This is a genomic window from Actinomycetospora sp. C-140 (assembly GCF_054796175.1).
Window position 1 is genome coordinate 27343 of record NZ_JBTWNF010000016.1, and the last position, 18654, is coordinate 45996.

23 protein-coding genes are annotated in these 18654 nt (G+C 71.2%); 11 read left to right on the plus strand and 12 right to left on the minus strand.

Annotated elements, in window-relative coordinates:
* Nucleotides 1–13 precede the first annotated feature (13 nt).
* Complete coding sequence (locus ACR9E3_RS23710; protein ID WP_460383073.1) at nucleotides 14–925, minus strand: LysR family transcriptional regulator; 912 nt, start codon at nucleotides 923–925, stop codon at nucleotides 14–16.
* Between the two features lie 70 nt (nucleotides 926–995).
* On the opposite strand from ACR9E3_RS23710, the gene ACR9E3_RS23715 reads away from it, so the two are divergent.
* Entirely contained in the window at nucleotides 996–1859 is an 864-nt protein-coding gene (locus tag ACR9E3_RS23715) for an SDR family NAD(P)-dependent oxidoreductase (RefSeq protein ID WP_460383074.1), read from the plus strand.
* Nucleotides 1860–1866: 7 nt separating this feature from the next.
* Here ACR9E3_RS23715 and ACR9E3_RS23720 read toward each other — a convergent pair whose 3' ends face one another.
* Nucleotides 1867–2643: an SDR family NAD(P)-dependent oxidoreductase gene (locus ACR9E3_RS23720; protein WP_460383075.1), complete on the minus strand. Its 777-nt coding sequence runs from the start codon at nucleotides 2641–2643 to the stop codon at nucleotides 1867–1869.
* Between the two features lie 139 nt (nucleotides 2644–2782).
* On the opposite strand from ACR9E3_RS23720, the gene mshA reads away from it, so the two are divergent.
* The 3 genes from mshA to ACR9E3_RS23735 all read left to right on the plus strand — a co-directional run bounded on the left by mshA (nucleotide 2783) and on the right by ACR9E3_RS23735 (nucleotide 6508).
* Nucleotides 2783–4072: a D-inositol-3-phosphate glycosyltransferase gene (gene mshA / locus ACR9E3_RS23725; protein WP_460383223.1), complete on the plus strand. Its 1290-nt coding sequence runs from the start codon at nucleotides 2783–2785 to the stop codon at nucleotides 4070–4072.
* 32 nt (nucleotides 4073–4104) lie between these two features.
* Complete coding sequence (locus ACR9E3_RS23730) at nucleotides 4105–4620, plus strand: type III secretion system chaperone family protein (RefSeq protein ID WP_460383224.1); 516 nt, start codon at nucleotides 4105–4107, stop codon at nucleotides 4618–4620.
* A 298-nt stretch (nucleotides 4621–4918) separates the two neighbouring features.
* Nucleotides 4919–6508 (plus strand): AMP-binding protein, encoded by a 1590-nt coding sequence (locus ACR9E3_RS23735; protein ID WP_460383076.1) that lies wholly within the window; start codon nucleotides 4919–4921, stop codon nucleotides 6506–6508.
* 144 nt (nucleotides 6509–6652) lie between these two features.
* Here the strand turns inward: ACR9E3_RS23735 and ACR9E3_RS23740 are convergent, their stop codons facing one another.
* Genes ACR9E3_RS23740 through ACR9E3_RS23780 form a run of 9 tightly spaced genes read right to left on the minus strand, consistent with a single transcriptional unit; the run spans nucleotide 6653 to nucleotide 11284 of the window.
* A complete protein-coding gene (locus ACR9E3_RS23740; RefSeq protein ID WP_460383077.1) occupies nucleotides 6653–8041 on the minus strand; it encodes a tyrosine-type recombinase/integrase in 1389 nt (462 codons plus the stop codon).
* Nucleotides 8038–8253 carry a helix-turn-helix transcriptional regulator gene (locus tag ACR9E3_RS23745; RefSeq protein ID WP_460383078.1) on the minus strand — a complete coding sequence of 72 codons (216 nt, stop codon included), beginning with the start codon at nucleotides 8251–8253 and terminating at the stop codon, nucleotides 8038–8040. The genes ACR9E3_RS23740 and ACR9E3_RS23745 overlap by 4 nt, the downstream gene beginning before the upstream one ends.
* 3 nt (nucleotides 8254–8256) lie before the next feature.
* Nucleotides 8257–8604, minus strand: a complete 348-nt coding sequence (locus ACR9E3_RS23750) for a hypothetical protein (protein WP_460383080.1) — start codon at nucleotides 8602–8604, stop codon at nucleotides 8257–8259.
* A complete protein-coding gene (locus ACR9E3_RS23755) occupies nucleotides 8601–8831 on the minus strand; it encodes a hypothetical protein (protein ID WP_460383081.1) in 231 nt (76 codons plus the stop codon). Before ACR9E3_RS23755 ends, ACR9E3_RS23750 begins: the two co-directional genes overlap by 4 nt.
* Nucleotides 8828–9046 (minus strand): hypothetical protein, encoded by a 219-nt coding sequence (locus ACR9E3_RS23760; RefSeq protein WP_460383082.1) that lies wholly within the window; start codon nucleotides 9044–9046, stop codon nucleotides 8828–8830. The genes ACR9E3_RS23755 and ACR9E3_RS23760 overlap by 4 nt, the downstream gene beginning before the upstream one ends.
* The gene (locus tag ACR9E3_RS23765) at nucleotides 9043–10296 is read right to left on the minus strand and encodes a hypothetical protein (protein ID WP_460383083.1); all 1254 of its coding nucleotides are present in this window, start codon (nucleotides 10294–10296) and stop codon (nucleotides 9043–9045) included. Before ACR9E3_RS23765 ends, ACR9E3_RS23760 begins: the two co-directional genes overlap by 4 nt.
* A complete protein-coding gene (locus ACR9E3_RS23770; protein WP_460383084.1) occupies nucleotides 10293–10532 on the minus strand; it encodes a hypothetical protein in 240 nt (79 codons plus the stop codon). The genes ACR9E3_RS23765 and ACR9E3_RS23770 overlap by 4 nt, the downstream gene beginning before the upstream one ends.
* 38 nt (nucleotides 10533–10570) lie before the next feature.
* Entirely contained in the window at nucleotides 10571–10984 is a 414-nt protein-coding gene (locus ACR9E3_RS23775) for a hypothetical protein (RefSeq protein ID WP_460383085.1), read from the minus strand.
* A 21-nt stretch (nucleotides 10985–11005) separates the two neighbouring features.
* Nucleotides 11006–11284 (minus strand): WhiB family transcriptional regulator, encoded by a 279-nt coding sequence (locus ACR9E3_RS23780; protein WP_460383086.1) that lies wholly within the window; start codon nucleotides 11282–11284, stop codon nucleotides 11006–11008.
* 120 nt (nucleotides 11285–11404) lie between these two features.
* On the opposite strand from ACR9E3_RS23780, the gene ACR9E3_RS23785 reads away from it, so the two are divergent.
* The 4 genes from ACR9E3_RS23785 (at nucleotide 11405) to ACR9E3_RS23800 (ending at nucleotide 13773) form a co-directional block, all read left to right on the plus strand.
* Nucleotides 11405–12190: a GntR family transcriptional regulator gene (locus tag ACR9E3_RS23785; protein WP_460383087.1), complete on the plus strand. Its 786-nt coding sequence runs from the start codon at nucleotides 11405–11407 to the stop codon at nucleotides 12188–12190.
* The gene (locus ACR9E3_RS23790) at nucleotides 12187–12702 is read left to right on the plus strand and encodes a GNAT family N-acetyltransferase (protein ID WP_460383088.1); all 516 of its coding nucleotides are present in this window, start codon (nucleotides 12187–12189) and stop codon (nucleotides 12700–12702) included. The genes ACR9E3_RS23785 and ACR9E3_RS23790 overlap by 4 nt, the downstream gene beginning before the upstream one ends.
* Before the next feature lie 232 nt (nucleotides 12703–12934).
* A complete protein-coding gene (locus tag ACR9E3_RS23795) occupies nucleotides 12935–13339 on the plus strand; it encodes a hypothetical protein (protein WP_460383089.1) in 405 nt (134 codons plus the stop codon).
* Nucleotides 13340–13446: 107 nt separating this feature from the next.
* Nucleotides 13447–13773 carry a hypothetical protein gene (locus ACR9E3_RS23800; protein ID WP_460383090.1) on the plus strand — a complete coding sequence of 109 codons (327 nt, stop codon included), beginning with the start codon at nucleotides 13447–13449 and terminating at the stop codon, nucleotides 13771–13773.
* Nucleotides 13774–14453: 680 nt separating this feature from the next.
* On the opposite strand, the gene ACR9E3_RS23805 is transcribed toward ACR9E3_RS23800, so the two are convergent.
* On the minus strand, nucleotides 14454–15695 hold the full coding sequence (locus ACR9E3_RS23805; RefSeq protein ID WP_460383091.1) for a hypothetical protein: 1242 nt from the start codon (nucleotides 15693–15695) through the stop codon (nucleotides 14454–14456).
* Nucleotides 15696–16835: 1140 nt separating this feature from the next.
* Between ACR9E3_RS23805 and ACR9E3_RS23810 the strand changes: the two genes are divergently transcribed.
* From ACR9E3_RS23810 to ACR9E3_RS23820, 3 genes are all read left to right on the plus strand, one after another.
* Nucleotides 16836–17063 carry a hypothetical protein gene (locus ACR9E3_RS23810; RefSeq protein ID WP_460383093.1) on the plus strand — a complete coding sequence of 76 codons (228 nt, stop codon included), beginning with the start codon at nucleotides 16836–16838 and terminating at the stop codon, nucleotides 17061–17063.
* 701 nt (nucleotides 17064–17764) lie between these two features.
* Entirely contained in the window at nucleotides 17765–17944 is a 180-nt protein-coding gene (locus ACR9E3_RS23815) for a hypothetical protein (protein WP_460383094.1), read from the plus strand.
* A 229-nt stretch (nucleotides 17945–18173) separates the two neighbouring features.
* The gene (locus ACR9E3_RS23820; RefSeq protein WP_460383095.1) at nucleotides 18174–18653 is read left to right on the plus strand and encodes a hypothetical protein; all 480 of its coding nucleotides are present in this window, start codon (nucleotides 18174–18176) and stop codon (nucleotides 18651–18653) included.
* Nucleotide 18654 lies beyond the last annotated feature (1 nt).

Here is an 18654-nt window from a genome sequence, read left to right on the forward strand (position 1 = left end):
GGACGGCGGGTCCTCACGCCGTGACGGCCCGGCCGAGCGCGCGGGCCACGGCGCCCACGGCGGGGTCGGGGGCCCCGGTCACGCGGCCGTCCTCCGGCCGCTGCGCGAGCAGCAGACGGCGGGTCTCGCGCGGCTCGCCGCGGAAGGCCAGCACCCGGACGTCGACGCGCACGTCGGTCAGCACGGCCGCGGGCACGGTCGTCACGGCGAGCCCGGCCTCCACGAGACGGAGCTTCGCCAGCCAGTCGCGCACGACGTAGCGCACGTCCGCGCGCTCCCGCAGGCCCGGCCACACGCCGAGCAGGGAGTCGCCGGCGTCCGACCGGCTCGCGACCCAGACCTGGTGTTCCAGCTCGGCCACCTCGACCGCGCCACGCCCCGCGAGCGGGTGATCGGGCCCCACCGCGACGCGCAGGTCCCGCTCCTCGAGGCGGGTCAGCCGCAGGGGCGGGCTCTCGGCGTCGGGCGGGCGGAACGGGGGCGCCTGGGCGATCAGGGCGAGATCGAGGGTCCCCGCGCGGACGGCCCGGACCAGGGCGGGCGTGGTGCCCTCGCGCACGCTGACCTCGATCCCCGCGGGCAGGCTCGCGAGGGCGGCGGGGACGACGCCGGCGAGCGCCGCGGGGAAGGCCCCGAGCCGCACCGGGCCGCTCGAGGAGGACGGGTCGGCGAGCTCCGCCGCGGCCTCGTCGATCTCGTCGAGCACCCGGACCGCGCGGCGCAGGAGCATCCGGCCGGCCGCGGTGAGCAGCACACCGTGGCGGCGGCGCTCGACCAGCGCGTGCCCGGCGGCCGCCTCGAGGGCCGCCATCTGCCGGGACACCGCCGACTGCGTGTAGCCGAGGCTCGCGCCGGCCGCGGTCAGCGAGCCCGTCGCCGCCACCGCGCGCAGGACCCGGAACCCCGTCGGCGTCAGCTCGGCCATGCTCGACGAGCATGCCAGCACTGCCGGATCGTCGCTTCTCGCATGGGTCGGCCGGGCCTAGCGTCGCATCGTGACCACCCCACGCACCGCCCTCGTCACGGGCGCCACCCAGAACCTCGGCCTCGCCCTCGCCGCCGGTCTCGCCGCTCGGCTCGGGGCGTCGGACCGCGTGCTGCTCACCGGACGTGACGCCGGGCGCGTCGAGGCCGCCGTGGCGGCGCTGCCGGCCGGGCGGGCCCCGGTCGAGGGCCGGGTCCTCGACGTCCGCGACCCCGCCGCGATCGCCGATCTCGCCGACGAGCTGGGCGCCGTCGACATCGTCTTCTCCAACGCGACGTCCCGCATGAGCCCCGAGCAGGACCCCGCCGAGGAGGTCGACGCCGTCGTCGAGACGAACAACCTCGCGACGAGCCGGATGCTGCGGGCGTTCGGTCCGCGCCTGCGGCCGGGTGGGCGTCTGGTCGTCGTGGCGAGCGCGCTCGGCACGCTCGACAAGCTGGACCCCCGTGTGCGGGACCGCTTCGCGGCCGCGGCCCGCGGGTCGCTCGAGGACGTCGACGCCCTCGTCGAGGACTGGCGGGCCGCCGTCCACGCGGGCCGGGCGCTCGACGAGGGGTTCGGCACCTGGCTCAACATCCCGTCCAAGGTCGCTCAGGTGGCGGCCGTGCGCGCCGTCGCGTCCGCGCGGCGGGCCGAGGACCTCCGCGCGGGCCGTCTGGTCGTGGCCGTGTGTCCGGGACTGATCGACACCGCGGCCTCGCGGCCGTGGTTCGCCGACATGAGCCAGGCGCAGACGCCGGAGCAGGCCGCGGCCCGGCCGCTGGACCTGGTGCTCGGGGAGGCCATGGAGCCCTTCTACGGCGAGCTCGTCCAGTTCGGCCGGGTGCTGCCGTGGGAGACCGGGGTCCCGGTGCCCCACCGGGCGGTGTCGTAGGAGCGGCTCACGGCTCCCGGTGGAAGCGCATGCCCGTGGCCTGCGCGCGAGGCTTGAGGACGATGGTGTCGAGGTTGACGTGCGAGGGCCTGCTCATCGCGAACGCCACCACCTCGGCGACGTCGCCGGCCGTCAGCGGCTCGATGCCCTGGTAGACCTTGGCCGCGCGCTCCTCGTCGCCGCCGAAGCGCACCAGCGAGAACTCGGTCTCCACCGCGCCCGGCGCGATCTCGGTGACGCGCACCGGCTGCCCGAGCAGCTCGCCACGCAGCGTGCGGTGCAGGGCGCCCTCGGCGTGCTTGGCCGCGGTGTAGCCCGAGCCGCCGTCGTAGACCTCGAGCCCGGCGATCGAGGTGATCGTCACGACGTGCCCGTCGCCCGAGTCGATCAGCATGGGCAGGAGGGCCTTCGTCACGCGCAGGGTGCCGAGGACGTTCGACTCCCACATCCAGCGCCACTTCTCCTCGTCGGCCTCCATGACGGTCTCGGTGCCCTTGGCGCCACCGGCGTTGTTGACCAGGCCCCGCAGCGGCTGCCCGCCGCGCACCAGGTCGCCGACCCCGGCGACGAACGCCGTGACGGAGTCCGGATCGGTGACGTCGAGCGTCAGCGCGGTCCCGCCGACCTCGGCGGCGACCTCCTCCAGGCGCTCCGCGCGGCGCGCACCGAGGACGGGGTGCCAGCCGTCGGCGGCGAGGGCGCGCGCGGACGCGGCGCCGATGCCCGAACTGGCACCGGTGACGACGACGAGGGGGCGGTCGGTACCGGGCTGCGGCTCGCTCACACCGCGGCACCCTAGGGCCCGGTCGTCGATGTTCGCCCGGGCCTCACGGCCGCCGCGCACCTAAGGTGGCGGTGTGACCCCGGCGGCGACGACGGCGACGGCAACTGCGGCCACCCGTTCCCGGGGCCCCGAACCCGTCATCCGCCCGCATCCCGGGCAGCTCCGCCGCGTCGCGGTCATCTCCCTGCACACTTCGCCCCTGGCCCAGCCCGGCACCGGCGACGCCGGCGGGATGAACGTGTACGTGGTCGAGACCGCGCGGCGCATGGCCCAGCGCGGGGTGCAGGTCGAGATCTTCACGCGCGCGACGTCGTCGGACCTGCCGCCGGTCGCCGAGCTGGCCCCCGGCGTGCTCGTCCGGCACGTCACCGCCGGCCCCTACGGCGGCCTCGGCAAGGAGGACCTCCCGAGCCAGCTGTGCGCGTTCACGGCCGGGGTGCTGCGCGACGAGGCCCGGCACGAGCCGGGGTGGTACGACGTCGTGCACAGCCACTACTGGCTCTCCGGCCAGGTGGGCTGGCTGGTCCGCGACCGCTGGGGCGTGCCGCTGGTGCACACCGCGCACACGCTGGCGAAGGTCAAGAACGCGTCGCTCGCCGAGGGCGACCGCCCGGAACCCCTGGGTCGGGTGGTGGGCGAGGAGCAGGTGGCCGCGGTCGCCGACCGGCTCGTCACCTCCACCCAGGCCGAGGCCGACGACCTCGTCGGCGCCTACGGGGCCGACCCCGAGCGCATCCGGACGATCGCCCCGGGGGTCGACCTGCGGACCTTCACGCCGTCGCGCGACCGGGACGCCGCCCGCGCCGCCCTCGGGATCGCGCCGGACGCGGTGACGCTGGCGTTCGTCGGCCGCATCCAGCCGCTCAAGGCCCCGGACGTGCTGCTGCGCGCCGCCGCCACGATGGTCGCGCGCCGCCCGGAGCTGCGGGCACGGCTCGCCGTCCTGGTCGTGGGCGGCCCATCGGGCAGCGGGCTGGCCGCGCCGGAGTCGCTCGTGTCGCTGGCGCGGGAGCTGGGTATCGCCGATCTCGTGCGTTTCCTGCCGCCGCGTGCCGGCGACGAGCTCGCGGAGGTCTACCGGGCCGCCGACGTCGTCGCCGTCCCCAGCCACTCCGAGTCCTTCGGTCTCGTCGCCCTCGAGGCCCAGGCCTGCGGTACGCCCGTGGTGGCCGCCGCCGTGGGCGGGCTGCCCACGGCGGTCGCCCACGAGCGGTCGGGCCTGCTCGTCGACGACCACGACCCGGCGCACTGGGCCGACGCGCTCGCCCGCGTGGGCCTCGACCAGGCCGAGCGCCAGCGGTTCGCGGCGGGCGCCGTCGAGCACGCGACGATGTTCTCCTGGGAGCGCACCGCCGACGCGCTGCTGGCCACGTACGCCGAGGCCGCGCGCTCGCTGGCCCGCGCCCGCGCGGCGGAGGTGGCGGTGTGAGCCGGGACGCGGAGCGGAGCGGCGCCGGAGCTGTGTCGCAGCCCGACCTCGACGAGCTCGAGAAGGTCCTGGTCGCCGCGCTGGACGAGCGCGAGCTGACCTACCTCCGGCGCGGGCCGGGACGGCTCTTCGTCACCCTGCCCGGCACGAAGAAGCTCGCGACGCACTGCTGGCTGGTGCTCACGCCGCACGCGCTGCTCGTCGAGGCGTTCGTCTGCCGGCACGCGGACGAGAACCTCGCGGAGGTCTACCGCTTCCTGCTGCAGCGCAACGCCCGGCTCTACGGCGTCCACTACACGCTCGACCGTGCGGGGGACATCCACCTCGTCGGGCGGGTACCGCTCGTGGCCGTCGTGGACGACGAGATCGACAAGATCCTCGGGCAGGTGCTCGAGGCGGCCGACGGCGACTTCAACACGCTGCTCGAGCTCGGCTTCGCCACCTCGATCCGCCGCGAGTGGGCGTGGCGGGAGTCGCGCGGGGAGTCGTTGGCGAACCTGTCCGCGTTCGCGCACCTGGTCGACGACTCGGGGAATCAGGAGTCCTGAGACACGAGGGCCACGCCGCCGGCGTGGGACGGGGGGCATCCGACGCCGGCGGCGGGCGTTCAGCGAGGCGCTCGCACAGAGTGGTCGAGCCGCCAGTTCTCATACGTCGCGATCAGCCATAACGACGCAAGTATCCACTGTCCCACCACGCAACACGCAGAACAAGCCGTCGCTATACGGCCGAACGGGTGACCACGGGTCGATCCCCGCCGTCCGTATCGAGGCGGGCGCGAGCCCGTACCGGCGGGTAGGTTGACGGCGATCGAACCCCGCCCCGGCGCGACGAGGAGTGCCATCCATGATCGTTCGTAGCCCGTACGACGACATCGACGTCCCCGACGTGGGTCTGCCCGAGTTCCTCTTCGGCGACCTGGGCGACGCGGCCGAGCGGGTGGCGATCATCGACGGGCCGTCGGGGCGGCGGATGACGTTCGGCGAGCTGGCGCAGGCCGTGGACCGCTTCGCGGCGGCGCTCGGCGAGCGCGGCCTCGGCCGGGGCGACGTCATCGCCCTCTTCGCGCCGAACACCCCGTACTACCCGGTGGTGTTCCACGGCGCGCTCGCCGCCGGCGTCGCGGTCTCGACAGTCAACGCGCTGTACACCCCCGACGAGCTCGCCTTCCAGCTGCGCGACTCGGGCGCGAAGCTGCTCGTCACGATCTCGCCGTTCCTCGACCGCGCCCGCGCCGCGCTGCGGGAGGAGGGGCTCGCGGTCGCCGAGGTCGTGCTCCTCGACGACGCCCGCGACGAGGCGTCGACGCCGATGCCGGAGAACGCGCTGGCGGACCTGCTGACCACCACGGCCGAGCGCCCGGGCGTCACGGTCACCGGCGACGACGTGGCCGCGCTGCCCTACTCCTCGGGCACCACCGGCCGCGCCAAGGGGGTCGTGCTGACCCACCGCAACCTGGTGGCCAACCTGCTGCAGGTCCAGGCGATGGGCACGCACGTCACGGCCGACTCGACGATCCTGGCCGTCCTGCCGTTCTTCCACATCTACGGCATGACCTGCATGATGAACCAGGGCATCCACGCGCGGGCCGCGGTGGTCACGATGCCGCGGTTCGATCTCGCGGAGTTCCTGCGGATCATCTCCGAGCACCGCGCCGACCGCGTCTACATCGCGCCGCCGATCGCCGTGGCCCTGGCCAAGCACCCGATGGTCGACCAGTACGACATCGACTGCGTGGACATCGTCTTCTCCGGCGCCGCGGCCCTCGACGCCGAGCTCGGCCAGTCCGTCGCACGCCGCCTGAACTGCACGGTGCTGCAGGGCTACGGCATGACCGAGCTCAGCCCCGTCAGCCACTGCATGCCCGACGACCGGCCGGACATGGACCTCGGCTCGATCGGCGTCGCCATCCCCAACGTCGAGTGCAAGCTCGTCGATCCCGAGACCGGGGACGAGGGCGTCGAGCGCGGCGAGCTGTGGGTGCGCGGGCCCAACGTCATGCGCGAGTACCTCAACAACGCCGAGGCCACCGCGTCGACGCTCGACGGCGACGGCTTCCTGCACACCGGGGACGTCGCCACGGTCACCGACGACGGGATCTTCTACATCGTCGACCGGGTCAAGGAGCTCATCAAGTACAAGGGCTACCAGGTCCCGCCCGCCGAGCTCGAGGCGCTGCTGCTGACCAACGAGGGGATCGCGGACGCCGCGGTGATCGGGGTCAAGGACGACGAGGGTGAGGAGGTCCCCAAGGCCTTCGTCGTGCGTCAGCAGGGCGCCGACCTCTCGGGCGACGACGTCATGTCCTTCGTCGCCGAGCGCATCGCCCCGCACAAGAAGGTCCGGGTCGTCGAGTTCATCGACGAGATCCCGAAATCGGCCTCCGGCAAGATCCTGCGCAAGGACCTCCGCGCTCGGGAGCAAGCACCGGCGTAGGGTTCCTGACCCGCTGTTTCGGGCCTCTGACCTGCGACGACGTCGAATGCCCGATGTGAAGTCTCTGTGAGGCTCAGCGAGCGTGGGCGGTTCGTCGGGAGATTCCACGGAACAGTCACGGAACAGATCTTGCATTTCAGATCTTCACTCCTCGTCGAGTAGATCTTGGATGCGGGCGTTGTAGGCGGCGCGCTCGCCGTCGAGGCACGCGGCGTAGACCGAGAGCAGGACCTTCACCGAGTGGCCGGCACGCTCGGCGACCTCGGTGGGCGGTACCCCGGCGTTGAGCCACGAGGACAGCGCCGCGTGCCGGAGGTCGTACGGGCGGGCCGCCAGCGGTGAGGCCGCCTGCGCCGGGCTGAGGCCGATCTCGCGGGCCTCTTTCCAGATGCGCGTGTAGACCGATTCGCGGACCCGGCCGCCGCTCAATGCTGGGAACAGCCGGCCGTCGGCTGCGGCGCCGTAGCGGTCGAGGTGCTCGCGCAGGATCGTTACGAGCGCCGGCGGAGCGGGGACGCGGCGGACGGCCTCACGGCGACGGCGCTTGAGCGGGCGGGCGTCGGGGTCGCGCAGGCCGTCGTTGTAGTGCTCGCCCGAGACGCCGGTCAGCGACCCGGAGAGGACCAGCTCGCCCCAGCCGGCGGCCGGGAGCTTCGCGTCGGTGTCGCGGAGCTGCTGGGTTTCGCCGGGACGGAGACCGGCGTAGTACAGGCAGGCGAAGAACGCTCGGAGTCGCCAGCCCCGCTCGCGGTCGCTGCGCCGCCGTCCGGACACGTAGGTGACGGCGGCGAGAAGCTGACGCGCCTGGGCAGGATTCACCACCACCCGCGGATCGACGCCCCCGGTGACCTGCGCCGTTCCGGTGCGCCGGCCCGTGACGGGGTTGACGGCCAGGACGCCGGTGTCGACCGCGTAGCCGGCCACCCGGTGCAGCACCGCGCGGCGCTTGTCCAAGGTCGACGAGGTGACGGCCCGGCCGCCGGCCGCAGTGCCGAGGTCGTGCAGGAGCGCGCCCAGGGCGAGGGAGTCGGCGAGGTCAGTGGCCGGACGCGACGCGCGGCGCAGCCACGACACCGCGGCCCGATCCTCGGGGCTCAGCACCTCGTCACGGCGCGGCGGCGGCAGGAGGTGGGTGCTCGCGAGGCGCTGGATGTCGGTCTCGTCCGGGCCGTGCTCGAGCGGGCGGACGAACTTCGGCGTGATCGCGGCCAGGTTGACCACAGCGGCGCGCCGGCTGTTCGGCGGCGCGGTCGGCCAGATGTGGTCGACGTAGGCCACGGCCAGCTCGAGGAACGTCCCGACGCCGCGCTTGCGGGTCAGCGACGGCGGGAGTCCGGTGGCGACATCGAACGCCTCGCCGGCCCGGCCCGCGCGGACGAGCTCGGAGCGGAACGACTCCGCCAACGCCTTCGTGGCGTACCACTCGGAGTGCTCCCGGCCGGCGGTCCGCCAGCGCACGCCCCAGGGCCGGCTGCGACCCGTTCGCTTGGTCAGCTTCCAGAACTGCACCTGAAAGGTGCTCTCATCGCTCACGCCGCGCCGTCCCGGTGGGCGTCGAGCCAGTCGAGGAGGTCACCACGGCGGACGCGCAGGTGACCGTTGGGCAGCCGGAAGCACGGCGGCGCCACCCGGCGCTCGCGCCACTCGTAGAACGTGTCTCGGGAGACCCCGCCCAGCTCGTCGAGAACCTGGCGCACGGTCAGCAGCTCGTCGCGGTTGAGCCTCGCTGCGGTCAGTCGGTTCATCGGTCAGTCCTCCGTGACGTGCCGGCCGAGGTGGCCGAGGTAGTTGTGGGCGGTGGTGGCGTGGGCGCCGGCGGCGTCGAGGTCGGCGACGACGAGCGCCAGGGCGTGGCCGGCGTCGGCGATGACGGCGGTGGGGTCGTGGTCGCGGTCGTCGAAGTAGCCGGCGGGGTCGGCGCGTTCGGTGCTGCGGACTAGGAACCCAACGAGCTGCGGGAGCCGGTGCAGGAGTTCGTCGAGGGCGCCGACGACGTCGTAGGCGTCGGTGACGGCCAGTGGTGTGCCGTGGGTGGCGTGGTTGGCGAGCGCGACGCTGGTCGACGCGCCGTCGAGGTGGCGGGCGAGGTCGGTCACGGCCGTTCTCCGTTCTGCGGGACGTCGGCGGCGCTGTCGGTGGCGGCGCCGAGTTGGTGGGCGAACTCGCCGGCGCTGCTCGACACGGCGGGCCCGAGGGTGGGGAAGGCGGCGAAGAGCAGGACGAGCGTCACGACGCCGGAGACGAGCGCCGGCGCGGCCTTGTGGCTCTTGACGAGCAGCGCCGTGACCAACCCCGCGATGATCACAATGGCGATGAGGTTCATGACGCCTCCTCGCGAGCGCCGTCGATCATGTAGCGCGCCGTGCCGTCGAGGGTCTTGGCGAAGAGCGCCGCGTCCTCGGCGGTCATCGCAACCTCGACGACGTCGTCGGGGAGGTGTGCCAGTCGGAACACGAGGACCGCGCGGCCGGCGTCGATGACGGCGGCGACGTTCGCGGCCCACACGCGTGGCACCGCGGCTGCCTTCGGGGTGCTCATGACTCGGCTCGCCGTCCGTGTGCGGCGATGCGGTCGACGTACTCGCCGTACTCACCGAGGTAGGGCACGCGGATGCGTTCGCAGTCCCTGCCAAGTCCTGACAGATAGGCGATGCCGGGGGCGGCGTTGGCGTGCTCGGGCCCGAGCGCGCGGGAGTCGTCGCCGTGGAGCATGGCGAGGCTGTCGGCCGGGACCCGGAACGAGAGCCGGAGCGCGAACTGGTCGCGGGCGTAGCCGCCGCCGACGGCGGTTGCCTCGAAGCGCTGGGCGAGCATCAGGACCCGGAAAGCGGCCTTGCGTCCCTCGGAGAGCAGCCGCAGCACCGCGGAGCGGATGCGGTCGCCGACCGGCACTCCTTCGCCGCGCTTCGGCTTGGGCAGCGCGTCCGCGGCGCGCAGCAGGCCCGGTGCTTCCTCGAGCACCACGAGCACCGTCGGAGTGGACGGGGTGGGCTCGATCTTGTCCCGACGCGGCGGGATCGTCGCAAGCCGGCGGTCCATCTCCGCGACCAGGTCCTCGAGCAGCGCCGCGTGTGCGGCGATGTCGCCGGTGCCGACGGCCTGGTGGGCTCGGTGTCCGGTGCCGTCCCAGGCTCGGCCGAGCAGCAGGCCGGTGATGTCCGAGCCGGCCACGAGGACGTCCGGGGCGGCGGCGAGCTGGGAGAGCAGCCCGTAGCAGAGCGCGGACTTCCCGGACCCGTTCTGGCCCTGGACCGCGATGTGGCCGGCGTCGGCGATCGTGTGTCCGAGGGTGATGCCGTCCTCGGTGCGCCCGAGGATCACCGGCTCCGATCCGGACGCGACGGCGAGCGACGGAAGGCCGAAACCGTCGCGCAGCGGGTCGTGGTTGAGCACGACCAGCCGCACCCAGCGGCCCGCCAACGGTTCGACCCGCAGGCCGTGCCCGCCGAGGGAGTGCGCGAGGCGGCGCCCGTTCTCACGGCTGGTGAAGTCGGCCGGTTCCTGGCCGGCCATCAGCTCGACGGTCAACGTGATCGGAGGACCGCCGTGCACGGCGCCAACCCGCGGGGTGCGCACGGTGATCCCTGCGGCGACGGAGACGTACTGGCACAGCCGAAGGGCGGTGCAGGCTTCGCGGAACTCGGCGGTGATGCCCTGGGCGAAGACGTGGTGCGCGGCCCACGCGTCGCGTTCGGCGCGACGGGCACGCCAGCGTGCGACGAATCCGGGCGGTCGGCGGTGCCCGGCGGCGGGTGGACGGGCGCGGTCGAGGGTCCTGGTGGTGGTCATGACCGGCTGCTCCGGTGGGTGCGGGCCCGCCGGCGGCGGGCGCGGGAGGGGGAGGTGGCGACCTGGACCTGGGTGACCTCCCAGACCGAGGAGCCGCAGGCGGGGCAGCGCTCGAGGGAGAGCTGTACGACGCCGTCGCCGGAGTCGTCGCCGATGGGGGCGGGGGTCCACTGCTCGACGCAACTGGCGGCGCGGCAGGTCAGGACCAGCTCGTCGAGCAGCGCTGCGGTGCGCACCCGCACCCGAGACCGAGGAGGACGAGCGGGGGCGGCCATCACGCGGCCGCCGTCTCGTCGCCGCCGGTCTTGCGGGCCGGACGGACCCCACCGGCGGTGTTGGCGGGGCGGATGGCGGTGGCGGAGAAGGACACCTCGATGCCCTTGGCGCCGTTGCGCGCGGGACGGACGCGGGCGTTGAGGTCTTCGAGTTCGACTTCGGTGTAGGGCTCGAGGTCGGGGACCTCGTGGCCGATGACGCGGACGCCGTGGAGCTCGAGGCGACCGTCGCGACCGGTCGGGAGCATGACGTCGTGGATGGTGATCGGGGCGTTGGTGGCGTCGTCGAGCAGTGGGAGACCGGTGCTCCGGCGGCCGGTGGGGCCGTCCTCCCAGCGCTCGAGCTGCTGGCAGTAGCCGGTGGCGACGGCCTTCATGCGGGTGGCGTTGATGGGGGCGTTGAGCTCGTACATCGGTGGTGCTCCTTCGGTGGGTCAGGCGGCGTCGGGCGGCTGCTGGCGGGTGCGGGTCTCGGTGCCGCCGCGGGCGAGGCGGCGGCGTTCGGTGGCGGTCAGGCCGCCCCAGATGCCGTGGTCCTGGCGGGTCTCGACCGCGTAGGACAGGCAGGTGCTCCAGACCGGGCAGCGGGCGCAGACGGTCTTGGCGCGGGCCACCTGGGCGGCGATGGCGTGGCGGGTCCGGTCCTCGGTGACCGGGAAGAACAGGTCCGGGTCGGCGTCTCGGCACGCCGCTCGGTCGGTCCAGGGCTCCATGTCGGCCTCATTGACTAGACAATGCAGACGTTGGAGAGCCTGGTGCGCCGCCGAGCTTCACGTCAAGTAGACGGAGCAGATTGCCTAGACAATGTTCGGTAACAGGGCCAGACTGGCGGCATGACCAGCAGAGGCGCCGGCCCGATCTACCAGCGGATCGCCGACGACCTGCGCGCCCGCATCCAGGGTGGCGAGCTGGGCGCCGGCGCGAAGCTGCCCACCGAGCAGTCGCTGACCGCGGACTACGGAGTGACCCGTGCCACCGTGCGTCAGGCCATGCAGGTGCTGGTCAACGAGGGCCTGGTCGTGTCCGAGCGCCCGCGCGGGCACTTCGTACGCCAGATCGAGCGGCTGACCTACCGCCCGCAGAAGGAGTGGCGCGAACGGCCCCTGCACCGCGAGCTGGACCAGTTCATGGACGAGCAGGTCGAGCTGGGCCGCAAGCCCTCACAGACCATCGCCGTTGAGCTGGCCACCCCGCCAGCCGACGTCGCCGCCCGCCTCAGGCTCACCGAGACCGACACCGTCGTCATCCGGAAGCGGGTCCGCTACCTCGACGGCACCCCGTTCAACACCAACGACTCGTACTTCCCGCTCGAGCTGGTGCAGGGCAGCGAGATCATGCACCCCGCCGACATCGGCCGTGGCGCCAACGTCGTCCTCGCCGAGCTCGGCGCCGAGCAGACCCACGCGGTCGACGAGATCGAGGTCCGCATGCCCACCCCCGACGAAGCCAGCCGGCTCGAGATCGGGCTGGGCGTGCCGGTCGCTCTGCACCGCGTCACCGGCTACACCGACGACGGGCGGCCCGTGCGCGTCGTGCGCAACGTCCTGCCCGGAGACCGCCACCTCATCGCCTTCGAACGCACCCGCCCCACCAAGAACGACAAGGACAACGCGCAGTGATCGTCCGCAGCGCCGGTCTCGACGACCTCGACGCCGTCCTCGACCTCTTCCGCGAAGCGACCGCGTGGCTCGCCGCCAAGGGCGTGAATCAGTGGCAGTGGGAGCCCCGCATCGAGCAGGTCCGCAGCGACATCGAGCACGGCAACGTCTTCGTCGGCGAGGACGACAACGGCCGCATCATCGCCACCGTCACCGTCGACACCTTCGCCGACCCCGACTTCTGGCGGCCTGAGGACGACCCGAGCAGCGCTCTATATATCCACCGCATGATCGTGACGCGCGGCCATGCCGGCGAAGGGATCGGCGACCAGCTGACGCAATGGGCCGAGCAGTTCGCTGGCGCACTCGGCTACGACTACGTGCGCCTCGACTGCTACCGCTCCAATACGGGACTGCACCGCTACTACAAGGCACACGGCTGGTCCCACATCCGGACTGTCGACGCGCCGTGGCGCCCGTCAGGTGCGCTCTTCCAGCGTCCTGCCCTGAAGCCAACCAATTGCCCCGTCTGAGCCCCGACGTGACCCGATCTCTACTCGCATGGCCTGACCGGCGCCTGAGTCGTTAGGTCTGCGTCGTCCGCTGGACCTCGGGCGGCCTCGTGCCGGGTGGCCGCCCTCACCGTGTTCGAGCGCGAGTGGGCGGGGTCACGTTCCCGCTACGATCGGCCTCGACCTACGAAGAGGACTAGTCCGTTTGGGCTACCGAGAGGGGCTTCCGCAGCTACGATGAGGCGTAGTAGACGTGCCTGAGGAGGTTCCGAAGCGCGAGGAGGTGCCGGACGATGCTGTCGTGGTTCGCTTCAAGCCCAACACCATCGATGGTCTGCGTAAGCGCGCGGACCAGGAGCACCGTCGCGTCGGCGCCCGCCGACTGTCGGTCTTCGCGGATCGGGCTCGCCCGGGCGAGACGGAGGACGACGTGGTCGAGCGGCTTATGGCGGCGTCGGAGCTCCAGGGAATCGGCGCTCACAACAAGAAGTTCTTCGTTTGCACCCGGGCGGAGGAGCTGAAGCGGCGGGGCTTTAGCTTCTGGACTGATTCGCAAGGTGACGTCCCTGAGCACTTCTCCGTGGATGTCGGCGAGGGCACCGATGAGAGAATCGGGGAATTCATCTCCTCCTTCGAAGTGGAGCCGCGTGATCGTTGATGAAAACTACTATTGAGATCGATCCCAACGTAAGAGTTCGAGGGAACGATACCTTTGCGGGCTTCGAAGACGTAAGAGGGCCGCTGTCTGTCAATGCAGAGGTCTTCGTGTACGAACAAGAGAGTGGGCTTAGCGGAGCCGGTCGCGTCACTGAGATCGATGTTGAGAAGGGCTTGGTCTATGTGGCTGTCGATTGGGCATCCCTACAGCTCCCGGTCGACGAGCACAAGGACAAGCGCAACGTAGACGACAGTTCGTTCTGGCGCGACGTCGTGAGGATCACGCTGGGTCCGGCCAGAGCGTCGGTGGGACACAGCACCGCCCTTCGGGAGAGAAGCGAGGTCGGAACGCCCTTCGCCGTTCGAACGGAGACGGGGGACCTTCACGGTGAGGGCCTCGGCATTAGCGGCAAGAAGGTGTTGATCGAGCAATGACTCTTGAAATCGACTCGTTTGCGATCGCGGAGGGCGCGGCGACTGACGCACGCGGTAATCTTACGCTGATCTCCTACAATCCGAACGTGCTGGTAGTCGAGCGGCTCCCTTACCCTGTCAATCCGGTGATGGTGGCCGTGGTCGAGGACCGCGACCGTGACCACCCGCAATTCGAGGTAGGGGATACTGCCGTAGTCCGCTTCAATGTTGTGGGACCGGACGGGGACACTGTGTTCTTCGCGGAGAATACTCATGTGGCGAATGAGTTCCCCTACGAGGACCTCCCGCATCGATTGCAGGCGGTTGCACAGATTCCATTCACTGCCAGTAAAGCGGGAGACTATACGTTTAGCTTCCGATTCGCTATCGCTCGGAAAGGTATTCAACTCGACGTCTCTCGAAGCGTCCGAGTCAGTACTAGTCCGGCGGGCACTCTCGACTAGCTATGCGGAATGACCATTCCGTCGACCTGGCGTAGCCGATCACGCTGGCGGCGGGCGGCAGCCTTCGTTCGCGGCGGGCAGGAGATTTGCCAGGCTTGCCGCTCGCCGGCGGTGTCTTAGCCCCCCCACCCGGGAGGTCGTCGATATGGCACCTCGCCACCACTCACGCATATGTGTCGCACCCTGGCTGGTACGTCCCGCCATCCCGGAGAATTGCCTGTTCGGCGAGGACATCTCTTAGGTCTCTTGCGTCCTTCTGCCGGTGGCGGGCGTGCCCGCGCGGCCAGCCCGGGTCGAAGACAGGAGGCGGAGCCGCAGCGAGCCGCCCGCGCTTGATCCGATAGAGGAAGCCGTCACTAGGGCATCACTCCGAATTCGACCCTGCGGCGGACTTTGTTCAATGTAGCGAAGATCGTGTTCGTCAAGCCATCGACGGGCGCCAGCTAGGCCACCTCTCTCCGCAACTTCGAGTAAGTCCACCTCCCGGCTTCCTGCGCTGAGCCAATCCCAGGTATCAGCAGGCAGGCCGAGTCGTCCCTCCGCTTCCTGGTCCTCTTCGGCAATCTCCTCGTCCGTAGCCTCCTGCTCAAGTCGTGCGACTACTCGAAGGTCCCGATTGCCCCGTGACCACGTGAGCTGGCGGCGACCGTCGGAGGCTTCCTCCCACTCCCACCAGCGCGCCATCGCGGTTGCCTCGTACGTCTCGACTGCCTCGGCGAGGAGCTGCATGGGAGTGCGGCCGCCGTGGCTGCGACCTTGCTTGCCGGCGGCGCCGGTGACTTCGTGGGCCATCTTGGTGAAGTAGTCAGCGAGGTCGCCCTCGCCGAGCTGGGCCTTGCGCAGGTCCCAGCCGTGCTCGTCGGAGGCGTCGAAGCCTTTGCGCTCGAGGGCGCGGCGCCAACGGCCGAACATGCGCGCGCCGACGCCGGCGGCGACGAGCTCGGCGGAGACGTCGTCGGCGAAGCACAGCAGCGCGTGGACGTGGACGTGCCAGCCGTTGGCGCCGTCGGTGACCTCCACGACCCGCGCCCACCCCAGCAGACCGCCGAACAGCTGGGAGTCCTTGACCCACGTGGAGCCGGAGGTGACCGCTGCCCAGGCGTAGCCGAGTACGTCCCAGCAGCCTTCCTTCGCATTGATCGAGGCGAGTTCGATCTCCTCGGCTTCGGCAGCGCGCTCGTCGACGTCCCACTCGTTGGCCTCGGCCACCTCCCGGTCGGTGCGTCGCTCCTCGAGCAGGTCCCGCCGGCGGCGATCGGTGGTGGACAGGCCGAGGCGGTCACCGCGCGAGTGGCGCATCGTCAGCGTCACCATGAACGCAGAGCCGCCGCGCCCGTGGACCGCGCGCATCACCGCGGCCAGGTCGTCCGCGCGACGAGTGGCGACCTTCACCGCGCACACCGGACAGGTCCACACCGACCCGCAGTGCTTGAGCCCGCCGTAGGCCGCGGAGCGAGTCCCGTCCTTGTTGGTGATCACCCCGAGGGTCGGGCCGCTGTCGGGGCCGCCGATCTTGTGGCCGCACTCGCGGACCCGCTTCAACTGCGAGATCGGCCGCAGCTGGCGGCGGCGGGCCCAGCGGTCCCGGCGACGGGCCCGGGAACGCTCCTGGCGCTGCGTCTCGACGGATTCGGCGCCCTTGCCCGCACCACCAGCACGCCCAGGACCACGACGGTTCGGGGTGTGGTCCTCACGGTGGCGCCGTCCCGGTCGAAGAGCTGCTACCCCTTTACCGAGAACCCGCCCGCTCACCGGGCACCACCAGCGGTCAGAGCCGGCGCTGGCGCGCCGGCGGTGGCCGGCCCTTCCAGGCCGGCCACGCTCTCACTCCTGACTTCGTCCCGTGCCGCGCGGCCGGCCCACGGGCCAACCACCACGACGGCGACAGCGAGGACCTGGACCACGGCGGCAACGGGGAGCAGGACGGGCCTCCGGCGGCCAGGCGCTCCGCCCTGGACCAGGGCACCGACCTCAGGAGAGCCCCCACCAACGACCGAGCCGACGACAGGGGACGGGTGGTGGTCGGGGCGGGGCCTCACCCACGACGACGCGCCCGAGGGCTGCCAGACCGTCCGCACAGCCGCAAGCGCCTCCCGGGAGTACCAGCGCCGGCCATCGACGACAGGGGCGCTTGCACCAGCACGAACGGCCCGACAGGGCAGAGCCCGCGCCGCCGAGGGAGAGACCCCGTTAGCCACCGGTTGACGCGGGACTAGGACAACTTCCACGAGGTTGATTAGGGTTCTTCCGGCACCTGGAGACCGTTGCGTGCCGCGCGTCCATCTCTGGGGGGATTCCTTGCTCAGCGCGATTCTCTCCATATGGCCGGGAGACGACCCCAACGCTGTCTTCCTAGGCTTGTCTGTACGGACGTGGGGCCGAATCGGCAAGATCTCACAGTATGTCGGAGGACTCACCGCTGTTATAGATATTGTAGGTTCAGATCGCTTCGAGGTTGGCCGCTCGGCGCTTCGGGCGCGCATGCTAGGAATACGGGAGGCCGATCGACCCCTGGTACGGGGTCGGTGGCCCGTAAACGTCTCGATCACCGTTGGGATAATTGGATTTTCGATCGTCACTCTGATTAACGCCGGTGGACTGCCCCGCTTTCCTCCAAATATGTCACCTTCCGCTGTCGCCGCCGCGATCTTCGGGATCTTTATCTTGCTTGTGGGCTGGATCATCGGGGGCATCTTCATCGGTCTTGTGATTGCGATCATCGCCGCATTAGTGACGTACTTTCTTGCCGGCGTCGCTGCGCGGTTGGCTCGATCCAGTGCAAATCTAAAATTGCTTGGGTTCGTCGTATTGTCGGCGGGCTTCACATTGGACTTGATAGCTTCTTGATCCAGCTCGTACGCCAATGTCACGCGCTTTATATCTTTAATCCGGGGACTCTCCCCATCTCGGCGAGTTCCAGCGCTGAGCTTCGGGGCATCAAGGCTGACGGATACGCGCTCCCGCGCTCGTTCTATGGACTCGACAACATGAGTCGGACGACGCCCCCGTCCTCCTGGGCGCGATCGGGACGTTGCGCACCGCGGAGGCGACGGCCCAGCCTGCGGGCTGTAGCTCCCGGCTGGTCGTAAGTCGACTTGACAGCGACGGGTGACAACAGGGCCGCCCTCACCAACGGACTCTGAGGCGGTCCACAGTGAAGAACTCCCGCGGGCCAGGGGCCAGGCCTGTCGTGGCTTAATCGTCTGGAAGGCGCCCGATATGTGTCCGTCGGTACTCGGTGCTGTCCGCTGGCGGCAGCGGTCCGCGGTGGACGAGTTACGGAACCACCGCGGAACAAGGGAGCCAGTACAGAGCCGTGGACGGTGAATAGCTGCAGGCAGGGCGCTTGCATGCCATGATCGTCCGAGATCCTGCGCAAGGACCTGCGGGCCCGCGAGAGCGCGCCGGCCTGACGGAGCCCTTCCCGCCCGGCATCCGGGGGTGCACCATTCGGTGGTGCACGGGTCGGTCCGCGATCACGTGCTGAGCGGGTTGATGACGCAGCCCCTCTGTCGTCCGTCCCGCCGACGGTTGTCCAGGGGTAGCCGATGTCGACCGAACGCGATCTGCTGAGCGCCCTCCTCGATGATCCGCCCGAGGCGCCGACGGCGTTCTCCGAGTGGCTGCGCGACCAGGACCTCGGGGACCTCGCCGCCGTGGCGCGCACCGCGCGCCTGTCCGGCGACTCCTTCGGGCGCCATCTCCGGTCCGTTGCCGAACGGTGGTGACCCGGCTGGACGACGCGCGCCCTCCGAGTGCCCGACCGTCTCTCATCGTCCGGCGAGCGCACGTCTTGTGCGCTTGACGAGAAGCCGTCCGTAGGAGGACTGTTTCGGCGGGTCGCGAGCTGCGCCTCGCACCCGGCGCGGCCGCATGCGGTCGGCAGCCCGGGCCCCGTCGGTCACCCTCCCCCCGCGTGACCGACGGGGCGTCGGCCCCCTCTCGTACCGTGGGGTCGTGGTGCGTTCGATGGCCCTCGCCGTCGCGGTGCTCGCCGCGCTCGGGACCGGTGCGGTGATGCTGGTGGCGGGCAGCGGCCCCGTCACCTTCCTCGTCACGGCGTTGCTCGCCGCGGTCCAGGTGGCGCTGCTCGCTCGCGTCCGCGATGTCCTCGTGCCGCTCCGGCGGTTCCTGCTCGCGTGGTCGGGCCAGGCCGGGCTGACCTACGCCGTGGCGGGTGCCCCGACGGTCGAGTCCGCCCTCGTGTTCCTGGGCGTCGGACTCGTGTTCGCGGCCGTCCTGCTCGGCGTCCTGGCGCTGACGCGCCGGCTCGACGCGTCGGATGACGTGTCGGTCCCGGATGACGAGCTGGGTGAGGGGCCGGACGACGGGTCCGGTGGCGGTCGGGGCGATGAGGGGAGTCCCGGGGACGGCCGTCGGCCGGGCGGCGGGTTGGGCGGCGGCACCCAGCCGTTGCCCGTAGCGGACGGGGACTGAC